At 66.9% G+C, this 22,097-nt stretch carries 22 protein-coding genes, 1 rRNA gene and 1 pseudogene; 3 read left to right on the top strand and 21 right to left on the bottom strand.

From position 1 onward, the window contains the following. Positions 1 to 27: 27 nt before the first annotated feature. Positions 28 to 1,514 (top strand): annotated as a pseudogene (locus AB4Z42_RS27940) (cryptochrome/photolyase family protein). Here the strand turns inward: AB4Z42_RS27940 and AB4Z42_RS27935 are convergent. The 8 genes from AB4Z42_RS27935 to AB4Z42_RS27900 all read right to left on the bottom strand — a co-directional run bounded on the left by AB4Z42_RS27935 (position 1,511) and on the right by AB4Z42_RS27900 (position 8,731). After that, positions 1,511 to 2,281 (bottom strand): sulfite exporter TauE/SafE family protein, encoded by a 771-nt coding sequence (locus tag AB4Z42_RS27935; protein WP_442012510.1) that lies wholly within the window; start codon positions 2,279 to 2,281, stop codon positions 1,511 to 1,513. The pseudogene AB4Z42_RS27940 and the gene AB4Z42_RS27935 overlap by 4 nt on opposite strands. A 50-nt stretch (positions 2,282 to 2,331) precedes the next feature. Next, on the bottom strand, positions 2,332 to 3,273 hold the full coding sequence (locus AB4Z42_RS27930) for a sulfite exporter TauE/SafE family protein (RefSeq protein ID WP_442012495.1): 942 nt from the start codon (positions 3,271 to 3,273) through the stop codon (positions 2,332 to 2,334). Between the two features lie 131 nt (positions 3,274 to 3,404). Further along, positions 3,405 to 4,808: a ribosome biogenesis GTPase Der gene (gene der / locus AB4Z42_RS27925; RefSeq protein ID WP_442012494.1), complete on the bottom strand. Its 1,404-nt coding sequence runs from the start codon at positions 4,806 to 4,808 to the stop codon at positions 3,405 to 3,407. Continuing rightward, on the bottom strand, positions 4,805 to 5,491 hold the full coding sequence (gene cmk / locus AB4Z42_RS27920) for a (d)CMP kinase (protein WP_442012493.1): 687 nt from the start codon (positions 5,489 to 5,491) through the stop codon (positions 4,805 to 4,807). The genes der and cmk overlap by 4 nt, the downstream gene beginning before the upstream one ends. Then, positions 5,488 to 6,231 (bottom strand): pseudouridine synthase, encoded by a 744-nt coding sequence (locus AB4Z42_RS27915; protein ID WP_442012492.1) that lies wholly within the window; start codon positions 6,229 to 6,231, stop codon positions 5,488 to 5,490. The genes cmk and AB4Z42_RS27915 overlap by 4 nt, the downstream gene beginning before the upstream one ends. Further along, the gene (scpB, locus tag AB4Z42_RS27910; protein WP_442012491.1) at positions 6,224 to 7,018 is read right to left on the bottom strand and encodes an SMC-Scp complex subunit ScpB; all 795 of its coding nucleotides are present in this window, start codon (positions 7,016 to 7,018) and stop codon (positions 6,224 to 6,226) included. The genes AB4Z42_RS27915 and scpB overlap by 8 nt, the downstream gene beginning before the upstream one ends. Further along, entirely contained in the window at positions 7,008 to 7,874 is an 867-nt protein-coding gene (locus AB4Z42_RS27905) for a segregation/condensation protein A (RefSeq protein ID WP_442012490.1), read from the bottom strand. Before AB4Z42_RS27905 ends, scpB begins: the two co-directional genes overlap by 11 nt. After that, positions 7,871 to 8,731 carry a ParA family protein gene (locus tag AB4Z42_RS27900; RefSeq protein WP_442012489.1) on the bottom strand — a complete coding sequence of 287 codons (861 nt, stop codon included), beginning with the start codon at positions 8,729 to 8,731 and terminating at the stop codon, positions 7,871 to 7,873. Before AB4Z42_RS27900 ends, AB4Z42_RS27905 begins: the two co-directional genes overlap by 4 nt. A 139-nt stretch (positions 8,732 to 8,870) precedes the next feature. Here AB4Z42_RS27900 and AB4Z42_RS27895 point away from each other — a divergent pair, with 139 nt between their 5' ends. Continuing rightward, positions 8,871 to 9,623, top strand: coding sequence for an O-methyltransferase (locus AB4Z42_RS27895; RefSeq protein WP_442012488.1), 753 nt, complete (start codon positions 8,871 to 8,873; stop codon positions 9,621 to 9,623). A 4-nt stretch (positions 9,624 to 9,627) separates the two neighbouring features. On the opposite strand, the gene xerD is transcribed toward AB4Z42_RS27895, so the two are convergent. The 6 genes from xerD to AB4Z42_RS27865 all read right to left on the bottom strand — a co-directional run bounded on the left by xerD (position 9,628) and on the right by AB4Z42_RS27865 (position 15,754). Continuing rightward, positions 9,628 to 10,608 (bottom strand): site-specific tyrosine recombinase XerD, encoded by a 981-nt coding sequence (gene xerD / locus AB4Z42_RS27890; protein WP_442012487.1) that lies wholly within the window; start codon positions 10,606 to 10,608, stop codon positions 9,628 to 9,630. Continuing rightward, positions 10,605 to 11,225: an NUDIX domain-containing protein gene (locus AB4Z42_RS27885; protein ID WP_442012486.1), complete on the bottom strand. Its 621-nt coding sequence runs from the start codon at positions 11,223 to 11,225 to the stop codon at positions 10,605 to 10,607. The genes xerD and AB4Z42_RS27885 overlap by 4 nt, the downstream gene beginning before the upstream one ends. Then, a complete protein-coding gene (locus AB4Z42_RS27880; RefSeq protein ID WP_442012509.1) occupies positions 11,218 to 12,951 on the bottom strand; it encodes a CTP synthase in 1,734 nt (577 codons plus the stop codon). Before AB4Z42_RS27880 ends, AB4Z42_RS27885 begins: the two co-directional genes overlap by 8 nt. A gap of 161 nt (positions 12,952 to 13,112) precedes the next feature. Next, on the bottom strand, positions 13,113 to 14,054 hold the full coding sequence (locus AB4Z42_RS27875) for a copper transporter (protein WP_442012485.1): 942 nt from the start codon (positions 14,052 to 14,054) through the stop codon (positions 13,113 to 13,115). Between the two features lie 42 nt (positions 14,055 to 14,096). After that, entirely contained in the window at positions 14,097 to 15,281 is a 1,185-nt protein-coding gene (gene steA, locus AB4Z42_RS27870; protein ID WP_442012484.1) for a putative cytokinetic ring protein SteA, read from the bottom strand. A gap of 92 nt (positions 15,282 to 15,373) precedes the next feature. Then, entirely contained in the window at positions 15,374 to 15,754 is a 381-nt protein-coding gene (locus tag AB4Z42_RS27865; RefSeq protein WP_442012483.1) for a VOC family protein, read from the bottom strand. Positions 15,755 to 15,785: 31 nt separating this feature from the next. On the opposite strand from AB4Z42_RS27865, the gene AB4Z42_RS27860 reads away from it, so the two are divergent. Continuing rightward, positions 15,786 to 16,361, top strand: coding sequence for a TetR/AcrR family transcriptional regulator (locus tag AB4Z42_RS27860; protein ID WP_442012482.1), 576 nt, complete (start codon positions 15,786 to 15,788; stop codon positions 16,359 to 16,361). 4 nt (positions 16,362 to 16,365) lie between these two features. Here AB4Z42_RS27860 and recN read toward each other — a convergent pair whose 3' ends face one another. The 7 genes from recN to rrf all read right to left on the bottom strand — a co-directional run bounded on the left by recN (position 16,366) and on the right by rrf (position 22,071). Next, a complete protein-coding gene (gene recN / locus AB4Z42_RS27855; protein ID WP_442012508.1) occupies positions 16,366 to 18,126 on the bottom strand; it encodes a DNA repair protein RecN in 1,761 nt (586 codons plus the stop codon). Then, positions 18,126 to 19,043: an NAD kinase gene (locus tag AB4Z42_RS27850; RefSeq protein WP_442012481.1), complete on the bottom strand. Its 918-nt coding sequence runs from the start codon at positions 19,041 to 19,043 to the stop codon at positions 18,126 to 18,128. Before AB4Z42_RS27850 ends, recN begins: the two co-directional genes overlap by 1 nt. Then, positions 19,040 to 19,849 (bottom strand): TlyA family RNA methyltransferase, encoded by an 810-nt coding sequence (locus AB4Z42_RS27845; protein WP_442012480.1) that lies wholly within the window; start codon positions 19,847 to 19,849, stop codon positions 19,040 to 19,042. Before AB4Z42_RS27845 ends, AB4Z42_RS27850 begins: the two co-directional genes overlap by 4 nt. Positions 19,850 to 19,855: 6 nt before the next feature. Further along, positions 19,856 to 20,041: a hypothetical protein gene (locus AB4Z42_RS27840; protein ID WP_442012479.1), complete on the bottom strand. Its 186-nt coding sequence runs from the start codon at positions 20,039 to 20,041 to the stop codon at positions 19,856 to 19,858. A gap of 8 nt (positions 20,042 to 20,049) precedes the next feature. Continuing rightward, positions 20,050 to 21,069, bottom strand: coding sequence for an HAD-IIA family hydrolase (locus AB4Z42_RS27835; protein WP_442012478.1), 1,020 nt, complete (start codon positions 21,067 to 21,069; stop codon positions 20,050 to 20,052). 1 nt (position 21,070) lies between these two features. Continuing rightward, the gene (locus AB4Z42_RS27830; protein ID WP_442012477.1) at positions 21,071 to 21,853 is read right to left on the bottom strand and encodes a tetratricopeptide repeat protein; all 783 of its coding nucleotides are present in this window, start codon (positions 21,851 to 21,853) and stop codon (positions 21,071 to 21,073) included. Between the two features lie 103 nt (positions 21,854 to 21,956). Further along, positions 21,957 to 22,071: ribosomal RNA gene (rrf, locus tag AB4Z42_RS27825) — 5S ribosomal RNA — on the bottom strand. Positions 22,072 to 22,097: the final 26 nt, after the last annotated feature.

Here is a 22,097-nt window from a genome sequence, read left to right as displayed (position 1 = left end):
ATCGCTCACGCGGGGTACCCCGACGGCGTGACCACCCGCGATGACACTCCGCTGTGGCTCTTCGCCGACCAGCTCGGCCCTGCCGTGTACGGCGGTGAGCACTCCCATCGCGAGATCCTGCTCGTCGAGGCCAGCTCTGCGCTGCGCCGGCGGCCCTACCATCGCCAGAAGCTGCACCTGGTGCTGTCCGCGCTCCGGCACGCCGAACGCGACCTCGGTGACCGCGCGACCCTCCTGAAGACCGATACCTACATCGATGCCCTCAAATGGTACGGCCGTCCCGTTCTGGTCCACGAACCGACCTCGCACGCCGCCGAACAGTTCGTCCAGCGACTCAAGAAACAGAACCTGGTCGCCGAGGTCCTACCCACGCCAACCTTCGCTCTCCCCCGCAGCGAGTTCGCCGAGTGGGCCGGAGAGCGCACGCGCTTCCGGATGGAAGATTTCTATCGTGACCAACGCCGCCGCTTCGACGTCCTGATGGACGGACCCGACCCGGTCGGGCGCCGCTGGAATTTCGACGAGGAGAATCGCGAGCCCCCGCCCAAGAAGCAAGGCACCCTCGGCGCTCCGAAGCCCTACCAACCGCGCGAGGACGACATCGACGAGCAGGTCCGTTCCGACCTCGACCGCATGGACCTGAACACCGTCGGCGTCGACGGCCCGCGACTGTTCGCCGTCACACCTGCAGAGGCCAAACGTGCATTGACGCGATTCATCGAGCACCGCCTTACCCTCTTCGGCAGTACGAAGACGCCATCATGGGCGACGACTGGGCGATGTCGCACTCCCTGCTGTCCGTCCCGCTGAATCTCGGTGTGCTGCATCCACTTGACGCCGTGCACGCCGCCGAGGACGCGTACCGAGACGACAAAGCTCCCCTGCCGGCGGTCGAAGGATTCATCCGCCAGATCCTCGGATGGCGTGAATACATGTGGCATCTGTATTGGCATTTCGGGCCGTCGTACATGCGCAACAACGAACTCTCGGCGCGTTCGCCGCTACCCGACTGGTGGAAGACGCTCGACGCCGACGACGTCACCGCCGAATGCCTGCGACACGCGCTGGCCGGGGTGCGCGATCGGGGCTGGACCCATCACATCCAACGGCTCATGGTGCTGGGCAATCACGCTCTGCAGCGCGGATATTCACCGCGCCAATTGACCGAATGGTTCGCGACCGCCTACGTCGACGGATTCCGCTGGGTGATGCCGACCAACGTCGTCGGGATGAGTCAGCACGCCGACGGCGGCATGCTCGCCACCAAGCCGTACGCCTCCGGCGGCGCGTACATCAACAAGATGAGCGACCACTGCGCCGACTGCGCGTATGACCCGAAGCAGCGACTCGGCGATGACGCCTGCCCATTCACCGCCGGCTACTGGGATTTCGTGCATCGCCACCAGGATCGGCTCACACGCAACAACCGAACCCGTCGCGCGGTCTCCTCCATGGAACGCCTCAACAACATCGACGCCGTGGTGCAGCAGGAAGCGAAACGCACGCACTTCTAGACGGTCGTCAACAACCGCCACAGCCCGATCAGGCCGACCACGACTATCACCGCCCGCAGCGCATTCGGCGACAGCCGTCGCCCGTAGTGTGCGCCGAGGAACCCGCCGACCAGCGATCCCGCCGCGATCAGACCTGCGGCCGCCCAGCTGATCCGGTCGAACGCGACGGCGGTATATGCCAGCGCCGCAACGATATTCACCACCAGCGAAAGCAGGTTCTTGGCCGCATTCATCCGCTGCATGCTCTCGGGAAGCAATGCGCCCATCGCGGCGATCAGCATGATTCCCTGTGCGGCAGTGAAGTATCCGCCGTAAATGCCGACCGCGAACGTCAGAAGGACAAGCCACACCATCTTCTGAGACGACACGTGCTCCGCCGATTCGCCGGCCGCTTCGGCGCGTCGCCTGGCCCATTCCTGAATCCGCGGCCCGACCACCACCAGTGCCAGCGCGAGGATGAGCAGCACCGGCACGACGGCCGTGAACACCTTCTCCGGCAGGTGCAGCAGTAGCCAGGCGCCGATCCCAGCGCCGACAAAGGAGGCAGGCAGCTGCCACTTCAGCCGATTCCACTGGCCGCGCAGCTCGCGTCGATAACCCCACGTTCCCGACGCGCTTCCCGCGACCAGGCCGACGGCGTTGGACATCGTCGAGGTCACCGGCGGATAGCCCAGGGCCACAAGCGTGGGGAACGTGATGAGGGTTCCCGACCCGACGACCGCGTTGATCGCGCCTGCCCCGACGCCCGCCAGGGCGATCAGGATCATGTCGACAACGGGCACTAGACCGAGCCTAGTGCCCGCCGCTTAGCGTCTGCCTAACGCGCCTCGTCCACGGCGTCTGGGCGTTCTGCCTCGGCTTCTGCGACCTCGGCCTCCAGTTCGGCGGGCACGAACGCCGGCGCCTTCGACAGCTTCCAGGCCAGGAATACGAACGTCGCCCACGCCACCACGATCCCGGTGTAGATCAGCGTCGACCACGGCGAGGTGATGCCGAAGTACTTCACCAGCTTCTGCGAGTTGGTCAGCACGATCACGCCACCGACCGCGGTACCCAGCAGTGCGGGGCTGATCCGGCTGACGAGCCACGCCGCGAATGGCGCGGCGATCACACCGCCCAACGCCAGCCCGAGCACGATCGGCAGGTTGTCCAGGAACTCCTCGCGCAGCCCGATCAGGAATCCCAGAGACGCCGACACCGCGACGAGAAACTCCGACGCGCTGACCGATCCGATCACCGTCCGGGGCGCGGTCTTGCCGCTGGACAACAGCGTGCTGGTGGTCACCGGACCCCATCCGCCGCCGCCGGACGCGTCGATGAATCCGCCGAACAGTCCGAGCGGGGTGAGGAACTTGGCGCTCAGCTTGGTCCCTCCGCCGGTGACGGCCGGCGGCGTGCGCAGCGAGAACCGCAGCAGCACATAGACACCGATCGCCAACAGAATCGCGGCCATCAACGGTGCTGCGTGCTCCGTCGACAGCGACGACAGGACCGTCGCGCCGAGGAACGCGCCGATCGCGCCGGGCACGCCCAGCTTCGCCACGATCGTCCAGTCGATGTTCTTGAACTTCCAGTGCGACAGGCCGGAGGCGAACGTGGTGCCGACCTCGGCGAGATGCACCGCCGCGCTGGCTTGCGCCGACGCAACGCCGCTGAGCACCAGAAGCGTCGAGGCGGTGACCCCGAAGGCCATCCCGAGCGCGCCGTCGACCAGTTGGGCGCCGACGCCGACGAGGGTGAAGATCAGAAGAGATCGCATGAATATGGCTGCTTTCGAATGGGGTGCTTGCGGGCGACAGGACGCGTATCAGAGACGCGGACAACACCGTCGACAGACTGCAATCACCCGGAAAGGCTACCCAGCAACCGCCGTGACGAGCAGGTTTGGATTCAGCGTGATTTTGAGCCGCGCTTCTCGCGCACGCGGACGTTGATCCGGATCGGACTGCCCTCGAAGCCGAACGTCTCACGCAACCGCCGCTCGAGGAATCGCCGGTAGCCGGCTTCCAGGAATCCGGTGGTGAACAGCACAAATGTCGGCGGCCGCGCGGTCGCCTGAGTGACGAACAGGATCCGCGGCTGCTTACCGCCGCGCACCGGCGGTGGAGTGGCGGCCACGATCTCCTTGAAGAACGTGTTCAGTCGGCCCGTGGACACCCGGGAGTCCCACGATTCCAGCGCCGTCTCCAGAGCGGGTACCAGTTTCTGCACCGCTCGACCGGTCATGGCCGAGATGTTGACCCGGGGTGCCCATTGCAACTGAGCGAGCTCGCGGTCGATCTCGCGTTCCAGCAGATAGCGGCGATCCTCGTCGACCAGATCCCATTTGTTGAACGCCAGCACCAGTGCCCGGCCCGCCTCGACCACCATCGCCAGCACCCGTTGGTCCTGCTCGGTCAGCGGCTGGGAGGCATCGATCAGCACGATGGCCACCTCCGCAGCATCGATCGCGCCGTGCGTGCGCACCGAGGCGTAGAACTCATGCCCGCTCGCCTGCCCCACCTTGCGCCGCAGGCCTGCCGTGTCGACGAATCGCCAGACCTTGCCGTCCATCTCGATCAGCGAGTCGACCGGGTCGACCGTGGTACCCGCAACATCGTGGACCACCGAACGTTCTTCTGCGGCAAGGCGATTCAGCAGGGAGCTCTTGCCGACGTTCGGCTTACCCACGAGTGCGACGCGGCGTGGTCCGCCCCCACCCGATGCCATCTCCGACACCGTCGGCAGCACGTCGATCAGCTTGTCGAGCAGGTCTGCCACCCCGCGGCCATGCATCGCGCTGACCGCGTGTGGCTCCCCCAGTCCCAGCGACCACAGCCCGGCGGCGTCGGCTTCGCCCTTCTCGTTGTCAACCTTGTTGGCCGCCAAGAACACTGGCTTGCCGGAGCGCTGCAGCAGCTTCGCCGCCGCCTCGTCGGCCGATGTCGCCCCGACCACGGCGTCCACCACGAAGATGATCGCATCGGCGGTCCGCATCGCCACCGACGCCTGTTCAGCGACCAGCTGTTGCAGTCCTTTGGCGTCGGGCTCCCAACCACCGGTGTCCTGCACGACGAAGCGCCGTCCCAGCCAGTTCGCGTCGTAGGACACCCGGTCGCGCGTCACGCCGGGAACGTCCTGCACCACCGCCTCGCGACGGCCCAGAATCCGGTTGACCAGGGTCGACTTCCCGACGTTCGGCCGGCCGACCACCGCCACTACCGGTGGGGGCGCCGCCGCCTCCTCGATCGCCTCCGCGACGTCTTCTGCCCCGAGCTCCCATTCGCTCTCGTCGGCCCAGGTGCCGTCACTCATCGCGACGCACCGGCGCGCTGTTGAACGAGATCCGTCAGGTGCGCGATCACCTCAGGCTCGGACATGTCGCTGGTGTCGACCACCACTGCATCGTCGGCGGCGCGCAGCGGCGACGTCTCGCGGGTGGAATCCAGATGATCCCGCCGCTTCACATCGGCCAGCACCGTCTCGAAGTCGTCGACTCGCCCGGCGGCGACGTTCTGGTCGTTGCGCCGCCGCGCCCGTTCCTCGGCCGACGCCGTGAGGAAGATCTTGAGGTCCGCATCGGGCAGCACGACCGTGCCGATGTCGCGACCCTCCACGACCACGCTGTCGGGCCCTGCGGCGAGTTCGCGCTGCAGCCCGACGAGCCGAGCCCGCACGGCAGGCACCGCGGACACCGCCGACACCGCCTTGGTCACCTCGTCACCACGGATCTCACGCGAAACATCCTCTGCGTCAAGGTAAGCCTTGTCCTCGTCGGGGTCGTAGCCCACCGACAACGGCACATCCGTCGCGGCCATCTCGATCGCGGGTGTGTCCGCCAGGTCCACGCCGGCCCGAACCACGGCCAGGGTGACGATGCGGTACATCGCGCCGGTGTCCAGGTAGCGCGCACCCAGCGACCGGGCCAGACCCCTTGATACCGAGGACTTTCCGGTTCCGGCGGGGCCGTCGATCGCGATCACCAGTGACGGATTCACATGCCCACCGCCTTGTACAGCGAGCCCAGTTCCTTCTGGGTCAACACGCGAATGCTGCCCGGGCGCTGATCACCCACCGACACCGCTCCGATGTCGGTGCGCACCAAGTCCTGCACCGGGAACCCGACCGAGGCCAGCATTCGCCGCACGATCCGTTTACGGCCCTCGTGCAACGTCAACCGAACCAGGGTCTTGCCGGGCGCCGTGTCCACCACCGCGAAGTCGTCCACGCGGGCGGGTCCGTCGTCGAGTTCGATCCCGTCGCGCAGCTTGCGACCCAGCCCGCGCGGCACCGCGCCGAGGACGGTCGCCAGATAGGTCTTGGGGACTTCGTACGACGGATGCATCAGGCGGTGCGCCAGCTCGCCGTCGTTGGTCAACAACATCAGCCCTTCGGTGTCGGCGTCCAGACGGCCGACGTGAAACAGCTTCTTGTTCCCGCGAACCCGGTGCTCGACCAGGTCGCCGACACACGGGCGACCCCGATCGTCGGACATCGTCGAGTGCATGCCCTTCGGCTTGTTGATCGCCAGATGCACCAGCGTGTCATCGACGGTCACCCTGGCCCCGTCGACCCGGATCACCGATACGTCGGGATCCACGCGGGTGCCCAACTCGGTGACGATGCGATCGTCGACCTCCACGCGGCCGTCGAGAATCATCTTCTCGGCGACCCGACGCGACGCAATTCCGGCCTGCGACAACACCTTCTGTAGCCGCACGCCCTCCGAATCAGCCATCCGCATCGCGATCCACGTCAAACGACATCGGCGTCGCCGAAGCCGGGCCGCCGCTGAGCTTCATGAAACGGGGCTCGTCGCTGAGAGATTCACTCAGATCGTCGATCACGTCGACGTCTGGCAGCAGCGGCGCGATGTCCGGAAGATCGGCCAACGACGTCAAGCCGAGCCGTTCGAGGAACAGTTCGGTGGTCGCGAACGTCACCGCACCGGAATCGGCGTCGACGCCCGCCTCGGTGATGAGACCGCGCGCGATCAGAGTCCGGATCACCGCGTCGACGTTGACACCGCGTACCGCGCTGACACGTGCTCGCGTCACGGGCTGGCGGTAGGCCACCACGGCCAGCGTCTCGAGCGCGGCACGCGTCAGCTTGGATCGTGCACCGTCAAGCAGCAGCCGCTCGACATACGGTGCGAACCGCGCCCTGGTGTACATGCGCCAACCGCCGCCGGCCTCGCGCAGATCGATACCGCTCTCGCGGTCGCGCAACTCGTTGGCCATCGCCTGCAGCTTGCCCCCGACCCGGTAGGCGGGCTGCTCGGTCGTGGCGGCGAGCTGCTCGACCGTCACCGGCGTATCCACCACCAACAGCAGCGCCTCGAGCACCGCCCCGAGTTCGGCGTCCTCCAACTCCGGTGCGTTGGCGACATCGATGTCGAGCCCGAGCCCGTCGTCGAGATCCGTCGGGTCGTCGAGGTCGGTCGTGCTGTCCGTCTCGGTCGAAACATCCGCCGAAGTCTCGACCGGGATGTCGGTCGAGACATCCGTCGAGGTGTTATCCGTCATAGTGGTCTTCTTCCACCGCCAGGTGCTGGTGGCTCGGTCGTTCCCCGGTCCACGAAATTTGCAGCGCACCAAGCGCTTCTGGTTGTTCGAATGCTACTGCCCTGGCCCGGTACAGCTCGAGCAGCGCCAGGAACCGGCCGACGATCTCGATCGGTGCCTGGCAGTCGGCCACCAGGTCGCGGAACGACGCCCATTCACCGATCCCGCGGCCTTCCAGCAGCGCCATCAGATTACTCACCTGCTCAGGCACCGACACCGACACCTGGTGCAGGTGCTCGAGCGCGACGGTGGGCACCGGACGAGGTGTGAACGCCGTCGCCGCGATCTGGGCGAACGCGTCGGCGTCGACCCCGATCATCACCTCGGGCAGAAGCTCCTGGTAGCGCTCGTCGAGCGCGACCGCCCGCGGGTAGCTGCGCAGTGCCGCGGCCTCGAGTTCGGCGAACATCTCCGCGACGTGCTTGAACGCCCGGTACTGAAGGAGTCGCGCGAACAGCAGGTCGCGCACCTCGAGCAGGGCGAGGTCGTCCTCGTCGTGCACCTCGCCCGCCGGCAGCAGTCGGGCCGCCTTGAGGTCCAGCAGCGTGGCCGCGATCACCAGGAATGTGGTCGTCTCGTCGAGTTCGAGTTGCTTGCCGATCGCCTTGGTGTAGCCGATGAAGTCATCGGTCACCTGGTGCAACGCGACCTCGGTGACGTCTAGCCGGTGCGCGAAGATCAGCTGCAGCAGCAGGTCGAACGGACCCTCGAAATTACTGAGCCGAACCTGGAACCCCGCCTGCTGCGAATGGTCCGCCTCAGGTGTGTCTGATGTCGCCGAATCGGCGGGTCCGGCCGTGGTCACCGCCCCGGTCACGCGCCGAACCGGTCGATGACCTCACGCGCCAACGACCGATATGCTTCTGCACCAACGGATTTCGGCGCCCATGTGGTAATCGGTTCGCCGGCCACGCTGGTTTCCGGGAAGCGCACTGTCCGGGTGATGACGGTGTCGAACACCAGGTCGCCGAACCTCTCGAGAACTCTGGCCATCACTTCGCGGGAGTTCACGGTTCGCGGGTCATAGCGGGTGATCAGGATGCCGCCGATGGACAGCCTCGGATTCAGCCGGTCGTGCACCTTTTCCACGGTATCGGTGAGCAATGCCAGGCCGCGCAGCGAGAAGAACTCGCACTCCGTGGGGATGATCACCACGTCACTGCATGCCAAGCCGTTCACGGTGAGCAGCCCCAGCGACGGCTGGCAATCGATCAGTACGTAGTCGTAGCGGTCCAGCACCGGAAATATCGCGCGCGCCAGGGACTGTTCGCGACCCACCTCGTTGACCAGCTGGATCTCGGCCGCCGACAGGTCGATGTTGCTCGGCACCAGGTCCAGGTTCTTGACGCGGGTGCTGATCAGCACTTCGTCGATCGATGCCCGCGGTTCGACCAGCATGTTGTGGACCGTGTGCTCGAGTTCGTAGTGCGGCACTCCGAGGCCCGCCGACAGCGCACCCTGCGGATCGAGATCGATCATCAGGACGCGGCGACCGTACTCGGCCAGGCTGGCGCCCAGGTTGATGGTCGAGGTGGTCTTGCCGACCCCGCCCTTCTGGTTGCACATCGCGATGACCTTGGCCGGACCGTGCGACGTCTTGGGTTCGGGGATGGGAATGTTTCGCGGTTGTCGGCCGGTCAGGCCGGGATCGGGGGCTTCGCCGGGGTCGGTCATACCCGACCGTCGCTGGTCAGGCAACACGCAGGCATGGCGAACATCCGGGCAAGTTTAACGGCAGGTGACGGCCTGGTCTGCCAGACCCGCGGGCAACTTTGTCCGTGATGAACCCGGCGGCCCGCCTAGGCTGACGGTCGTGAGCCTGAAGCGGCGTGTCCCGTTCTTGCGCTGGTCGTTCTGGCGGCTGGCGATCGGGGCCCGAAACATCACCAAGACAGGCCAGATCGGCGACGGCCGGGAGGCGGCCGCCGCCGACTATGTGGTGGCCAATGCCCGGCGGGGCGATATCGACGACGTGATCGCCAAGATCGACGAGTTCGCCTACGAGAAGTCCTTCCTCATCAACATCGGTGACGAGAAGGGCGAGCTGCTCGACGCCGCCGTCCGCCGTGCCAACCCGTGGCTGGCGCTGGAGCTCGGCACGTACTGCGGCTACGGCTCGCTGCGGATCGCCAGGGCGGCGCCCACGGCAAAGGTGTTCTCCGTCGAGCTTGCGAGTGCCAATGCCGAAGTAGCACAACGCATCTGGGCGCACGCGGGAATCGCTGACCGGGTGACGTGCGTGGTCGGGACGATCGGAGACGGCGGGAAGACGCTCGACGCGCTTGCCCTCGAGCACGGCTTCGTCCCCGGCAAGCTTGATCTGTTGTTCATCGACCACGACAAGGCCGCCTACCTGCCCGACCTGCAGAGCATCCTCGATCGCGGATGGCTGCACCGCGGATCCATCGTGGTCGCCGACAACATGCTCATTCCCGGCTCCCCCAAGTACCGCGAATACATGCGCGAGCAGCAGGGCAAGCTCTTCGACACCGTCGAACACAAGACGCACGGCGAGTATCAGACGCTGGCGCCCGACCTCGTGCTCGAGTCGGAGTACCTGGGCTGAGCCGTCACTGCGCCCGCGGATGCGCTCCGGCCCAGACCTCTCGCAGCGCGCTGACCGTGACCATCGTGTAGATCTGCGTCGTGGTGACGGACGCGTGCCCCAACAGTTCCTGGACGACGCGGACGTCGGCTCCGCCGTCGAGCAGGTGCGTCGCGAACGAGTGGCGCAACACGTGCGGCGACACCGCCGCGGTGATGCCTGCCCGTTCGGCGGCGTCCTGAAGCACCTGCCACGCGCTTTGACGTGAGAGCCGGCCGCCTCTGGCGTTGAGGAAGATCGCCGGGGTTCCGCGTCCGCGGCGGGCCAGATCGGGGCGTCCACGCACGAAGTAGGCGTCCAGCGCGGTGACGGCCGGCCGACCGATCGGGACCAGCCGCTGTTTACCGCCCTTGCCTCGCAGCAGGACCGCCCGCGACTGGGTGTCGATGTCGTCGACGTCCAGGCCCACGGCTTCGGAGATCCGCGCCCCGGTCGAGTAGAGCAGTTCGAGCAGTGCCCGATTGCGCAGCGTGAGGGGGCCATCAGCTTCGCTGTCGCCGCCTGCGCCGTCCAGCAGTGCCAGCACCTCGTCGATGGAGAGGCTCTTGGGCAGCCGTCGGCTCGGTGTGGGTGGTTTGACCGCCGACGCGACGTTGAGTGCGGTGAGGCCCTCGGCCTCGGCGAAGCGGTGCAGCCCGCGGACCGCGATCAGGGCACGCGCAGCGGACACCGCTGACAACGGGACGGTGCCGGCGTCGGGATCGCCACGCCGCAGGGCGACCAGGAATTCGCTGACGTCACCCTCGCTCACCTTCGCCAGGTCGTCGATGCCGCGCTGGGTGAGGTATTCGGAGTAGCGCCGCAGGTCGCGCCGATAGGAGCTCAACGTGTTGGCGGCGACGCCGCGCTCGATGGTCAGGTGGTCGAGGTAACCCTGGAGTTGGTCGTCGAGGGCCGACCGGAACGTCGATGAGCCGCTTGCGCGAAGAGGAGACGATGTCGTCATCCGTCAGCCTTCCTGCGGGGGAAGGCTGTCGGCCGGTCGGTCCACGGCGCGTCGATGGGCCGCAACAAGTCCGTGTCCGGCATCGCGTTTGCGGCCAGAATGCCCGCCACCGCAATGGAGTTCACGATCTCACCGCTGAAAACCATCCGCACGGCCTCGCTCAACGGTAACCACTTCACCGTGAGGTCGGCTTCCTCGTCGTGAGCATCGGGCCTACCGACGTCGGACAACACCGTCGCCCGGTACACCCGCACGCTCTCGTCGCTGAAGCCCGGCGCCGTGTCGAGATCGACGAGCACACTCCAATCCTTCGCGGAAAGCCCGACCTCTTCGGCCAGTTCACGTGCGGCGCTCACGTGTGGTGGCTCATCGCCGGCATCCAGCAGCCCTGCCGGCAGCTCCAACAGCCGTCTGCCGAACGGCTGCCGATACTGGTACACGAGCACGATGTTGTTGTCATCGTCGATGGCGAGGACGGCCACCGCACCGAAGTTCTCGACGACTTCCCTCTTGGCGACGTTGCCGCCGGGCATCCGCACATCATCGGCACGCAGCGCGAAAATACTTCCGACATAGATGGTTTCGGACGAAACCGTCTCGAAGTCGTGTTCAGCCACGGGCTTCAGATTTTTGCAACTCGGCATCGTGAAGCGGTTGCCCGACCTCCTCGGGATGTGCGGTCCCGTTCGCGTGCTCCGGAATGTCCATCCCGGGAAGTCGCTCCTCGGCCTTGTAGTCGAGCGCCGCGCCGATGAACGCGACGAACAGCGGATGCGGCCGGGTGGGCCTGCTCTTCAGCTCCGGGTGCGCCTGGGTGCCGACGATGAACGGGTGGACGTCGGCGGAGTATTCGACGAACTCGACGAGGTGGCCGTCGGGCGACGTCCCGCTGAACCGCAGTCCGCTCTCGGCGATCCGGTCGCGGTAGGAGTTGTTCACCTCATAGCGGTGGCGGTGGCGTTCGGATACTTCTATTGCGCCGTATGCCTGCGCCACAATGGAATTGGGCTCCAACACCGCCGGGTAGGCGCCCAGGCGCATGGTGCCGCCGAGGTCGGCGTCGCCGGCGACGGCCTCGCGCTGGTCCGCCATGGTGGAGATGACGGGGTCGGGGGTCTTCGGGTCGAACTCCGCGGAGTTGGCGTCGGAGATCCCGACGGAGCGCGCCGCCTCGATGACGATGCACTGCAACCCGAGGCACAGCCCGAAGACCGGGAGACGCCGTTTTCGCGCGAAGCGGATGGCACCGATCTTGCCCTCGATACCGCGGATGCCGAACCCGCCTGGAATCAGGATGCCGTGAACGTCGGCGAGCGCGGCCGCCGCGCCGCTTTCGGTCTCGCAGTCGTCGGACGCGACCCAGCGCATCTCGACCTTGGCGTGGTGGGCGAAGCCGCCCGCGCGCAGCGCCTCTGCCACCGACAGATAAGCGTCGGACAGATCGATGTATTTACCCACCAACGCGATTCGCACCGTCTCGCGCGGCTCGTGTACCCGGTGCAGCAGATCGTTCCACTGCGTCCAGTCGACGTCACGGAACGGCAAGTTGAGCCGGCGCACCACGTAGGCGTCCAGCTCTTCACGGTGCAGGACCTTGGGGATGTCATAGATCGACGGCGCATCCGGCGTGGAGATGACGCCGTCGATGTCCACGTCGCACATCAGCGCGATCTTGTTCTTCAACGGTTCGGGGACGTCGCGGTCGCAACGCAGAATCAGCGCGTCCGGGCTGATACCGATGCTGCGCAGGGCGGCCACCGAATGCTGCGTCGGCTTCGTCTTCAGTTCGCCCGACGGCGCCATGTACGGCACCAAGGAGCAGTGCAGAAAGAAGCAGTTCTCGCGGCCCACCTCGTGGCGAACCTGGCGGGCGGCCTCGAGGAAGGGCAGTGACTCGATGTCGCCGACGGTGCCGCCGATCTCGGTGATCACCACGTCGGGGCGATGTCCGTCGGCATCCGGTTCGGCCATCGCGACGATGCGTGTCTTGATCTCGTCGGTGATGTGCGGAATGACCTGTACGGTGTCGCCGAGGTACTCGCCGCGGCGCTCTTTGGCGATCACCGATGAATACACCTGTCCCGTGGTGACATTCGCAAAGCCGGACAGGTTGCGATCGAGGAACCGCTCGTAGTGGCCCACGTCGAGATCGGTTTCGGCCCCGTCCTCGGTCACGAACACCTCGCCGTGCTGAAACGGGTTCATGGTGCCGGGGTCGACGTTGAGGTAGGGGTCCAGCTTCTGCATCGTCACCTGCAGGCCGCGCGCCGTCAGCAACTGTCCGAGGCTGGATGCCGTGAGACCCTTCCCTAGGGAGGAAACGACGCCACCCGTGACGAACATGTGCTTGGTGGGGGCTTGCGGGTGCTTGCGTAGCGCTGGCAAGAGCAACCTCCGTGACGACGCGGCAGGGGCTCGCTGTGAATAGCTGGGGCCTGCCGACCCACGGAACTTAACCCTAACACCGACTCCGACAAGCCGTCGCTGACGCGCCGCGTGGTTGGTTATTGCGGGACGGTCACCGATGCGGCGCCCTGGCCGATGCCGTACTGCCCGGGCTTTCCGCCGGCGGTGAGGCTGCCGAGCGCGAGCACCGAGGTAAGCCGGCCCGACTCTGTGTCGATGTCGTCGACGGTGCTGACGGTGGTGCTCAGGGCGGCGTCGGATCTCGCCACGGCCACCGCGGCTGTGCCGGACGCCGACCCGTCCCGACCGACCAGCACCGCGCCGGAACCGTGCGGAGCCATCCCGGCCGCGAGCCTGGCGACCGAGGCCCCCTGGTTTCCGGCGTCGTCGCCCAGCGGGCCGCCGGTCACGATCAACGCCGTGTTGGCCGCGCCGATGCGTTGGTCGCCGTACGTGATGAAGCCGGTATCACGCAGCGTCGACAGGACGGTCTCGCGCTGTGCGTCGTCGACGACCGAGACCTTCGGGTCCCTGTTGATCAACAGAGTGATGCCCAGCAGATCGCCCGCCTGCGAGCCCTGGTCCACCGAACTGGTGCTCAGCTGCTTACCCGCGGGCACGATCGGCGAGTTCACCACCGACAGCAGTTTCTCGGCCGAGTTGGCGTTGACGAACTCGGGCGTCAGCGCCACCGTGCCGGTGACCATGCCGCCGGCCTGCGCCACCAGCCGCTCCAACGCGTCGACGTCGTCGTCGGCCGCATCGGGCGTCCGGAACACCACGACCGACTTGTCGGCCAGCGAATCACGCAAGATCCGCGGCGCCATCTGGCCGTCGAATTCTCCTGCAGCACTCAGCTTCTCATTGAGAGCGTTCTTGTCGTCGGTGAGCGTGTCGATCTGGTTCTGCATATCGGTCTTGTCGTCACGCAATCCGGACAACACCGTGTTGGACAGCAGACCCGAACCCAGCGCGACACCGATGGCCAACGCGAGGAACACCGCCGCGAGTGAAATCGCGTGTGTGCGCAGGGAAATCACTTCATCTTCTCCTCTTCGCGCCGGCGCTCATCGGTCAACCACCTACGTGACCCAGCTCTGAACCCAGAGCGAGAACCGGTTCCAGTAGTCGACGACCCAATCCACCAGTGCGGTGTCCGCACGTGACACCCAGAGCGCGACGATCACCGCGACCAGCATGGCGAGCACGAGCAGCGCGATGGCACCGCCGGACACTCGGCTGCGATACAACGTGGCGACAGCCCTTGCGTCGACCAGCTTCTCGCCGACTTTGAGCCGGGTCAGGAAGGTCGACGGATTGCTCTGCTGGCGCGACCGGTCGAAGAACTCCTCGATGCTGGCGCGGTGGCCCGCCGTCACGATCAGCGATGCACCATGGTGATCGCAGAGCAGCAGCGAAAGGTCAGCGGCCGAGCCGGCAGCCGGGAACGTCATCGCCCCCACACCGAGATCCTGAATCCGCTCCAGACCCGCGGCGTGCCCGTCCGCGTCGGCAGGCAGCACCACCTGCGCACCGCAGCGCAGCGCGTCGGCGCTGATCCGATCCGGGTCTCCGACGATGAGCGCTGGGCGGTAGCCGGCCTTGCGAAGGACGTCGGCTCCCGTGCCGACGCCGACAAGCACCGGTTGATATTCCTTGATGAACGGCTTGAGCGCCTTGAGATCGGCGGCCGAACTCGGCTCCTCGGCCACGATGACGACGTGGCGGCGGTTCATGTCCACGTCGACGTCCGGGATGCCGATGCCGTCGATCAGCAGCGGGCTTTCGCTGCGGATGAACTCGATCGTGTTCCCCGCGAAGGCTTCCAGATGTGCCACGAGCCCGCTCTTGGCCTCGTGCATCAACTCGTGAATCTCGTCGTCGGTCCGCTCGGCGCCGAGGATCAGCCGCCGGTCACCGGAGTAGACACCGCCCTCGTGCAGTCGCACGCGGGCGCCGTCCTTGACCTTCTTGAAGACCTCGGCGCCGGTGTCGTCGATGAGGGTGACGCCGTTGGCGACCAGGACCTCAGGACCGAGGTTGGGGTATCGGCCGGAGATCGAAGGCGAGGCGTTGACGACCGCGGTGACACCGGCTTCGACAAGGGCGTCCGCGGTGATCCGGTCTAGGTCGAGGGCGTCGATGACGACGATGTCGCCGGGGTTGATGCGGCGCAGCAGCCGATCGATGTCGCGGTCCACGCGGGCGGTGCCGGTGATGCCCGGGCGAGAGCTGGCATTACGAGATAGCAGCGCTGACATCTTCATGCGCCGATTCTGTCGATACGCACCCCGTACCTGTCGGAGGCGCGCCGTAACATTAGCCCCAGAAGTTTACTTTGGTCACAACTGCAACACGGTCAGGCGAAGGGCTCGAACAGCTCCACGAGGTTGCCCGCCGGGTCCGGCACGAGCGCCTGCCGTCCGCCCCTGCCCGTGATCACGTCACCACGCAAGTCCGCGCCGGCCTTTCGCACTTCGGCGACGACCTCATCCAGATCGTCCACTTGGAGCTGAAATCGGTTCCAGCCACCCGGTTCTGGTCGAGTGCCGTCGGCGACCGTCTGGCCGGCGCCGCCACCGCCGCCCGGCGAGTTCAGCAGCAGTCGCAACTCTCCCCGGCGAAGCATCGCGAATCCCGGCCCCGGCCGCATCGCCACCTCGAACTGCAATAGGGATGTGTAGAAGTCCACCGCAGCATCGACATCGTCGACGATATAGCGAACGCTGATGTTGGCCATCTGTGCACCTCCTGACCATTATGATACAGATATGTCCCAAAAATCGCAGCCCGATCCTCGGATCGGTCAATCCCGCCGCGCAATACGCCGCGCCGCCCTCGAGGAGTTCGCGAGCGTGGGATACGCAGGCTTTCGGATGGAATCAGTGGCTGCGCGGGCGGGTGTCGGACGCAGCACCCTGTACCGGCACTGGCGCGATAAGACGGCGCTGATTGCCGATGCGCTGGAAACCCTCAACGTGCAGCCGAACCCGACTCGCGAACTCGTCTCCGGTACGGCTCGGCAACGGGTGGAGTTGCTGCTGACCCATCTCGTCCGTGCGCTCACCGACTCGCCAGTGGCAGCGTGTATCCCCGCACTGGTTCATGCGACCGAAACCGATGCGGCCGTCCGTGATTTCTTTCACCGCTACTCGGCGGGGCGGCGCCGGCGTCTGACCGACACCATTGCCGCAGGCGTCGAAGATGGACAGTTTCCCGCTCGCGTCAATGCTGAGGCCGCGTCCGTAGCACTGTCCGGTGCAGTGTTCTATCGACGACTGATGACGGCTGACGTGCTCGATGCCGCGTTCATCGATGACCTGATCGACACCGTGCTGGGGCAGTGACGCCTCAGTCGCCGGCCCCTTGTTGTTGCTGCGCCGCCTCGAGCAGTTCACGGGCGTGCGCCCGCCCGCTGTCCGACTCCCCCAGGCCCGCCAGCATGCGCGCCAGCTCGGCCACCCGGTCCTCGTCGTCGAGCCTGCGCACCCCGCTTGCCTTGCCCCGTCCGCCGCTGTCGACCACCAGGTGTGCGTCGGCATAAGCGGCTACTTGGGGCAGGTGGGTGACGACGATGACCTGGTGCGTGCTGGCCAGGCGGGCCAGCCGGCGGCCGATCTGCACCGCCGCCCGGCCACCAACTCCCGCGTCGACCTCGTCGAAGACCATCGTCGTTCCCTCTGTCGATGCGGCCAGCACGACCTCGAGCGCCAGCATGACGCGCGACAACTCGCCGCCGGAAGCGCTCTTGTTGAGCGGAAGCACATCGATACCGCGATGCGCCGCGAAGCCGAACTCCACGGCGTCGGCGCCGTACTGCCCGGCGTGCACGGTCACACCGGGTGACACGGTCAGCGGTGCGGTGTCGTCGGCACGCGCGGCCAGCGGGGCCACCGACACCGTGAACTCGGCGTCGGCCATCGCCAGACCCGCGAGTTCTGCGGTCACCGCCTTCGACAGCCCCTTGGCCGCTTTCGTCCTGGCCTTGGTGAGTTCGTTGGCCGCCAGCACGACATCGTCGTGCAGCGCGACGACCTGACGTTCCAGATCGGCGAGCGCCTCCTCGGATACATCGAGCTGCGCCAGCCGGTCGCGCGACTCCTGCGCCCATTGCAGGACACCGTCGATGTCGGCGGCGTACTTGCGTGTCAGCGTGCGCAGTTCGCTCTGCCGAAGCAGCTTCGCTTCCAGGGTGCTCGCATCGCCGGGCAGCGCGGCCAGATAGTCGCCGAGTTCGCTTGCCACATCGCCGATCACGAGGAGCGCCCCGTCGAGTTGCGCGGCCAGCGCACGCAGGGCGGAATCGTCGGTGGCCTCCATCGCCGACTTCGCCTGACCCACAGTGTCAACGGCCGACACGACTCCGGGCGACGGGTCGTCGGGGTCAGCAAGCGCGACGCGTGCGGTTTGCGCCGCTTCCTTCACCGTGTCCAGCTCCGACAGCCTCTGGATGTCATTGACGAGGGCGTCGTCCTCACCGGGTTGTGGTGCGACGGCATCGATTTCGTTCAGGCCGAACTTGAGCCGGTCCGCTTCCTGTGCAAGCTCGCGCGCCCGCTGTGTCCGGTCGACCAGGTCGCGACGGGCGGCCAGCCAGTCTTCACGCAGCTTCCGGTAGCGCTTCAGCTGCTTCTCGACATCGACGAAGCGGTCGAGGGCACCGCGCTGCTCGTCGGGGCGCATCAGCCGGAGCTGATCGTTCTGGCCGTGCAGGGTGAGGAGCTCGGTAGTGAAGGTGCCCAACGACTTCGCGGGCACACTGCGTCCCCCGAGATAGGCGCGCGACGGGCCGTCGCGGGCGACGGAACGGGCGGCGATGACGCTGCCGTCGTCGTCGCGCTCTGCTCCCGACGAATCCAGGATCTCGTCGATCTGGGCCGTGACGTGTTCGCCCAGCTCACTGGTCGTGAACCGGCCCTCGACGACCGCCCGCTCGGCGCCGGACCGCACCCGCGTGGCGTCCGCGCGCGCACCTCCGAGCAGGTGCAGTCCCGTGACCACCATTGTCTTGCCGGTGCCGGTTTCGCCGGTCAGCACGGTGAGGCCGCGATCGAACTCGGCCGTCGCGGTGCTGATCGCGCCCAGCGACTCGATGCGGATCTCGGATAGCACTACTGCCCGCGCCACCCCGTGACCGGCAACCGGAACTTGCGCACCAGGCGGTCGGTGAACGGGGCGCTGTCCAGCCGCACCCACTTCAGCGGTGTGCCGCACCGGGTCACTTCCAGCCGGCCTCCCGCGGGTACCACCATCTCGCGGCGACCGTCGCAGAACACGAGCGCGTCGTGACCACGAGCGTCGACTTCGATCGCGATGGAGGCGTCGGGACTGGTCACCATCGGACGCGCGAACAACGCGTGAGCGTTGTTGGGCACCACCAGGATTGCCTCCAGGTCGGGCCATACGATCGGCCCCCCCGCTGAGAACGCCCACGCCGTCGAACCCGTCGGTGTCGAGACGAGCACGCCGTCGCAGCCGAAAGAGGAGACGGGACGACCGTCCACCTCGAGCACTGCCTCGAGCACTCCCAGTCGCGGCCCCTTCTCGAGGCTGGCTTCGTTCAGTGCCCAGCCGCGGTCGATGATCTGGCCCTCGGCACGCACGACCACGTCGAGCGTCATGCGTTCCTCGACGCGGTAATCGCGCTTGATGATGTGTTCGAGCACGGAGTCGATGGCCTCGGCCTCGGCTTCGGCAAGAAAGCCGATGCGGCCCAGATTCACGCCAAGAACGGGAATTTCAACGTTGCGAGCCAGCTCGGCCGCGCGCAGGAAGCTCCCGTCGCCACCGAGCACCAGAACGAGCTCGCAGCCTTCGGCGGCGCGCTCGTCGGCGTCGACGACGTTGATCACTGTTCCGAGACCACGCACATCTTCGGACTGAGCCGGCACGCCGTCGACAGCCTCGGCCGGTAGCACTCGCACTCGAATCCCGTTGTCGCCGAGTACTTTCTGGACCCGACGCGCCACCTCGGTGGCGTCATCTCGTCCCGTGTGCACCACCAGCAGGATGTTGCGCTCGGAGCTCATTGCGGGCCCTCCGCGACGGCTCGACGCACCGCGTCGTCGAGCGACTCCCCTTGCAGCGGGCCGTCGGTGCGCGACCGTAACCGCAGGAAATACTCGACATTGCCGGACGGACCGGGAAGCGGGCTGGCGGTGACGGCGACGGTTTGCCACTGCAGCGCGGCGGCGCGGCGGGCGACGGTGAGCACCGCCTCGGCGCGCAGCTGTGGACCGGCGACGACGCCACCGGCGCCCACCCGGTCCTTGCCCACCTCGAATTGCGGCTTCACCATGGGAACGATATCGGCGTCGGGCGACGCACACGACGTCAGTGCCGGAAGCACTGTGGACAGTGAGATGAACGACAGGTCCGCGACCACCAGGTCGACCGGGCCGCCGATGGCGTCGGGCGTCAGTTCGCGGACGTTGGTTCGCTCCATCACGGTGACGCGCGGGTCGTTGCGCAGCGACCACGCCAGCTGGCCGTACCCGACATCGACGGCGACGACCTCGCGGGCGCCACGATCGAGCAATACCTCGGTGAACCCACCGGTCGACGCTCCGGCGTCCAGGCACCGACGGCCGTCGACCGCCAGCCCGAATGCCTCTAATGCGCCGATCAGCTTGTGAGCACCGCGTGAGACCCAGCCGCGTTCGTCGGCGTTTTCGACCGTGAGCGCGGCGCTCAGCGCGATGGCGGTGGCCGGTTTGGCGGCAGGCATGCCGTCGATGCTGACGCGCCCGGCGCCGATCAGCTCAGCCGCCTGCTGGCGGGAGCGGGCCAGCCCGCGTCGCACCAGCTCGGCGTCAACACGCGCCCGCCGCGCCACGAGCGGTCAACCCTTCTCGACCGATTCGAGAGCTCGCACCAGCAGGTCGTGCGCCTCTTCGAGCCGCGCGGCGATGACGTCGATCTCTGATTCGGCGAGCTGATCGAAGCCGGAGCCCTCCTGCGCAGGGTCGGGCAGATCTGCCAGCAACTCGGCGATTCGGGCGCGTATCTGGTCCGGGTCGGTACTCATGTCGCTGTTCACGCTAGCCGATTCGGGGAGGCGAGAACGGACCATCGCTCCAGGGCCTGTCGCGTGGTGTCGTCGCCCGCGGAAATGGTGAATTGGCCGTCGAGGCTCGCGTCCCAGACCGCGCTGGCCGTGGCCCGTACGACGGAGAGGGGATCCCCGGTGTCCCTGCCCGTGGCGTGGACGGAGACCGTCGACTCGTCGATGTCGATCCGCCAGCCGGGATGCGGCCCGACGCGAAGGATGTCCCCGGGGGCATCAAGCGAGCGCAGATCGGCGGCGAGGTAGTCGGGCCGCTCCGAATCCGCCGCACGGATCATGTCCTCCGCGGTGCTCACCCCCGTCAGCACCATCAGGCTCGGCAGGCCGGCCGCCTTCGCGCCGGCGATGTCGGTATCGAGACGGTCCCCCACGACCAGCGGCGTCTGGAAGGCGCCGCGGGCCAATGCGTCGTTGAGCAGCGTCGGCTCGGGCTTGCCTGCGACCTGCGGCTCCTGGTTGGTCGCCGCGCGCAGTGCCGCGACCATCGACCCGTTCCCGGGAAGCAGCCCTCGCTCAGACGGCAACGTCAGGTCGACGTTGGCCGCAACCCAGAGCGCACCGCTGCGGATCGCCAACGCCGCCTCGGCAAGGTCGGACCAGCCGGTCTGCGGGGAATGGCCCTGGCCGACGGCCTTCGGGTCGTCGGCGAAATGCCGCACCGGTTCGAGTCCAACCGCGCGCACCTCGGCGGCCAACGCGTCGGTCCCGACGATGAGAACGGCTGCGCCCGAGGGTAATTGAGCGGCCAGCAGGTGCGCCGCGCTTTGCGCACTGGTGACGACGTCATCTTGTTCGGCCGTGAAACCCAGCTCGTGCAAATGCTCGGCTACCTCGGCGGGAGTGCGGGACGCGTTGTTGGTGACGTACAGGGTTCGCGCGCGGACGGTGGAGAGCGTCTCGACCGCACCTTCGGTGGCTTCGGCCCCGCGGAACACGGTGCCGTCGAGGTCGAGCAGCAGGCAATCATGGTCCTGCACGAGCGCGCTCACCTCAGCTCAGCTCCGTGATCCGGTCCTCGGCGTCGGTCAGCCCCTCGAGATCCGCGGCGGCGGCATTGATGAACCATTGCAGTGCCTCCTGGTTCCGTCCAAGAGCCAGCAGCGTCTCGGCATAGACGTAGAACAGTCGCACAGCGGTCTGACCGGTTCGCGTCCGATCCAGTTGTGGCGTCGACAGAAGCGCGATCGCTTGCTCGTACTGACCGAGATCGCAGCGTGCGCCGGCCGCGACGATGCGCATCTCGTCGGCGTCATCACCGGTGAGCTGGGCAGCTTCGGGGCTGCGGGCCAACTCGATCGCCCGTTCCGGACGTCCCACGCCGCGTTCACAATCGGCGATCAACGGAAGCAGCGCTGACTTGCTGCCCATTCGGCGGGCGGCACGCAATTCCGCCAGCGCCTGAGCCCAGTCGCCGGAGTGATAGGCGGCGATTCCGACGGCTTCGCGAACGGCGGCGATGCGGCCGGATCGGGCGCGTGCCGCACGAGCGTGAGCCAAAGCGGCTTCGGGATCCTCCTCGAGGAGAAGGCCGGCAGCCACCAGGTGCCGCGCGACCGTATCGGCGGTCGCGCGATCCAAAGTCGTTAGTTCACCACGGATTTCCGGCGCGAGTTGTTTGGCTTCGATGTCGGCGGCCAGTGGCGGACCGTCCAGCTCCGACGTCTTGTCATCGGGCGTCGGCTGGACCCGGCGGGCCCGGCTGGGACCCGATGATCGTGGCGGCGAGCGGCGCGGGCCGCGCCCGCGGTTGTCGCCGTTTCCGTCCTGGACCACGTATGCCTTTCTACCCGATTCCGCCGCAATTGAGAATTCGAGATAAATTGGGGGACAAATAGAATCACCCCCCACGCAATTGTGGGGGGTGATCCTAATTTGTGTTCGGCGGTGTCCTACTTTTCCACCCGTGTTGGGTAGTATCATCGGCGCTGGCAGGCTTAGCTTCCGGGTTCGGGATGGGTCCGGGCGTTTCCCTGCCGCTATTGACCGCCGTAACTTTATTCACTTTTCAAAGTGCCCC

This window comes from Mycobacterium sp. 2YAF39, assembly GCF_052114565.1.
Lineage (GTDB): Bacteria > Actinomycetota > Actinomycetes > Mycobacteriales > Mycobacteriaceae > Mycobacterium.
Note: the sequence above shows the minus strand (reverse complement) of the source record. Positions and strands in the feature narration are given on the sequence as shown.

Excerpts from the sequence above, each read along its gene's own strand:
- AB4Z42_RS27935 (WP_442012510.1), bottom strand. The coding sequence starts at position 2,281 with ATGATCCTGATCGCCCTGGCGGGCGTCGGGGCAGGCGCGATCAACGCG.
- AB4Z42_RS27930 (WP_442012495.1), bottom strand. The coding sequence starts at position 3,273 with ATGCGATCTCTTCTGATCTTCACCCTCGTCGGCGTCGGCGCCCAACTG.
- der (WP_442012494.1), bottom strand. The coding sequence starts at position 4,808 with ATGAGTGACGGCACCTGGGCCGACGAGAGCGAATGGGAGCTCGGGGCA.
- AB4Z42_RS27915 (WP_442012492.1), bottom strand. The coding sequence starts at position 6,231 with ATGGCTGATTCGGAGGGCGTGCGGCTACAGAAGGTGTTGTCGCAGGCC.
- scpB (WP_442012491.1), bottom strand. The coding sequence starts at position 7,018 with ATGACGGATAACACCTCGACGGATGTCTCGACCGACATCCCGGTCGAG.
- AB4Z42_RS27900 (WP_442012489.1), bottom strand. The coding sequence starts at position 8,731 with ATGACCGACCCCGGCGAAGCCCCCGATCCCGGCCTGACCGGCCGACAA.
- xerD (WP_442012487.1), bottom strand. The coding sequence starts at position 10,608 with ATGACGACATCGTCTCCTCTTCGCGCAAGCGGCTCATCGACGTTCCGG.
- AB4Z42_RS27880 (WP_442012509.1), bottom strand. The coding sequence starts at position 12,951 with ATGTTCGTCACGGGTGGCGTCGTTTCCTCCCTAGGGAAGGGTCTCACG.
- steA (WP_442012484.1), bottom strand. The coding sequence starts at position 15,281 with ATGAAGATGTCAGCGCTGCTATCTCGTAATGCCAGCTCTCGCCCGGGC.
- AB4Z42_RS27865 (WP_442012483.1), bottom strand. The coding sequence starts at position 15,754 with ATGGCCAACATCAGCGTTCGCTATATCGTCGACGATGTCGATGCTGCG.
- AB4Z42_RS27860 (WP_442012482.1), top strand. The coding sequence starts at position 15,786 with ATGTCCCAAAAATCGCAGCCCGATCCTCGGATCGGTCAATCCCGCCGC.
- AB4Z42_RS27850 (WP_442012481.1), bottom strand. The coding sequence starts at position 19,043 with ATGAGCTCCGAGCGCAACATCCTGCTGGTGGTGCACACGGGACGAGAT.
- AB4Z42_RS27840 (WP_442012479.1), bottom strand. The coding sequence starts at position 20,041 with ATGAGTACCGACCCGGACCAGATACGCGCCCGAATCGCCGAGTTGCTG.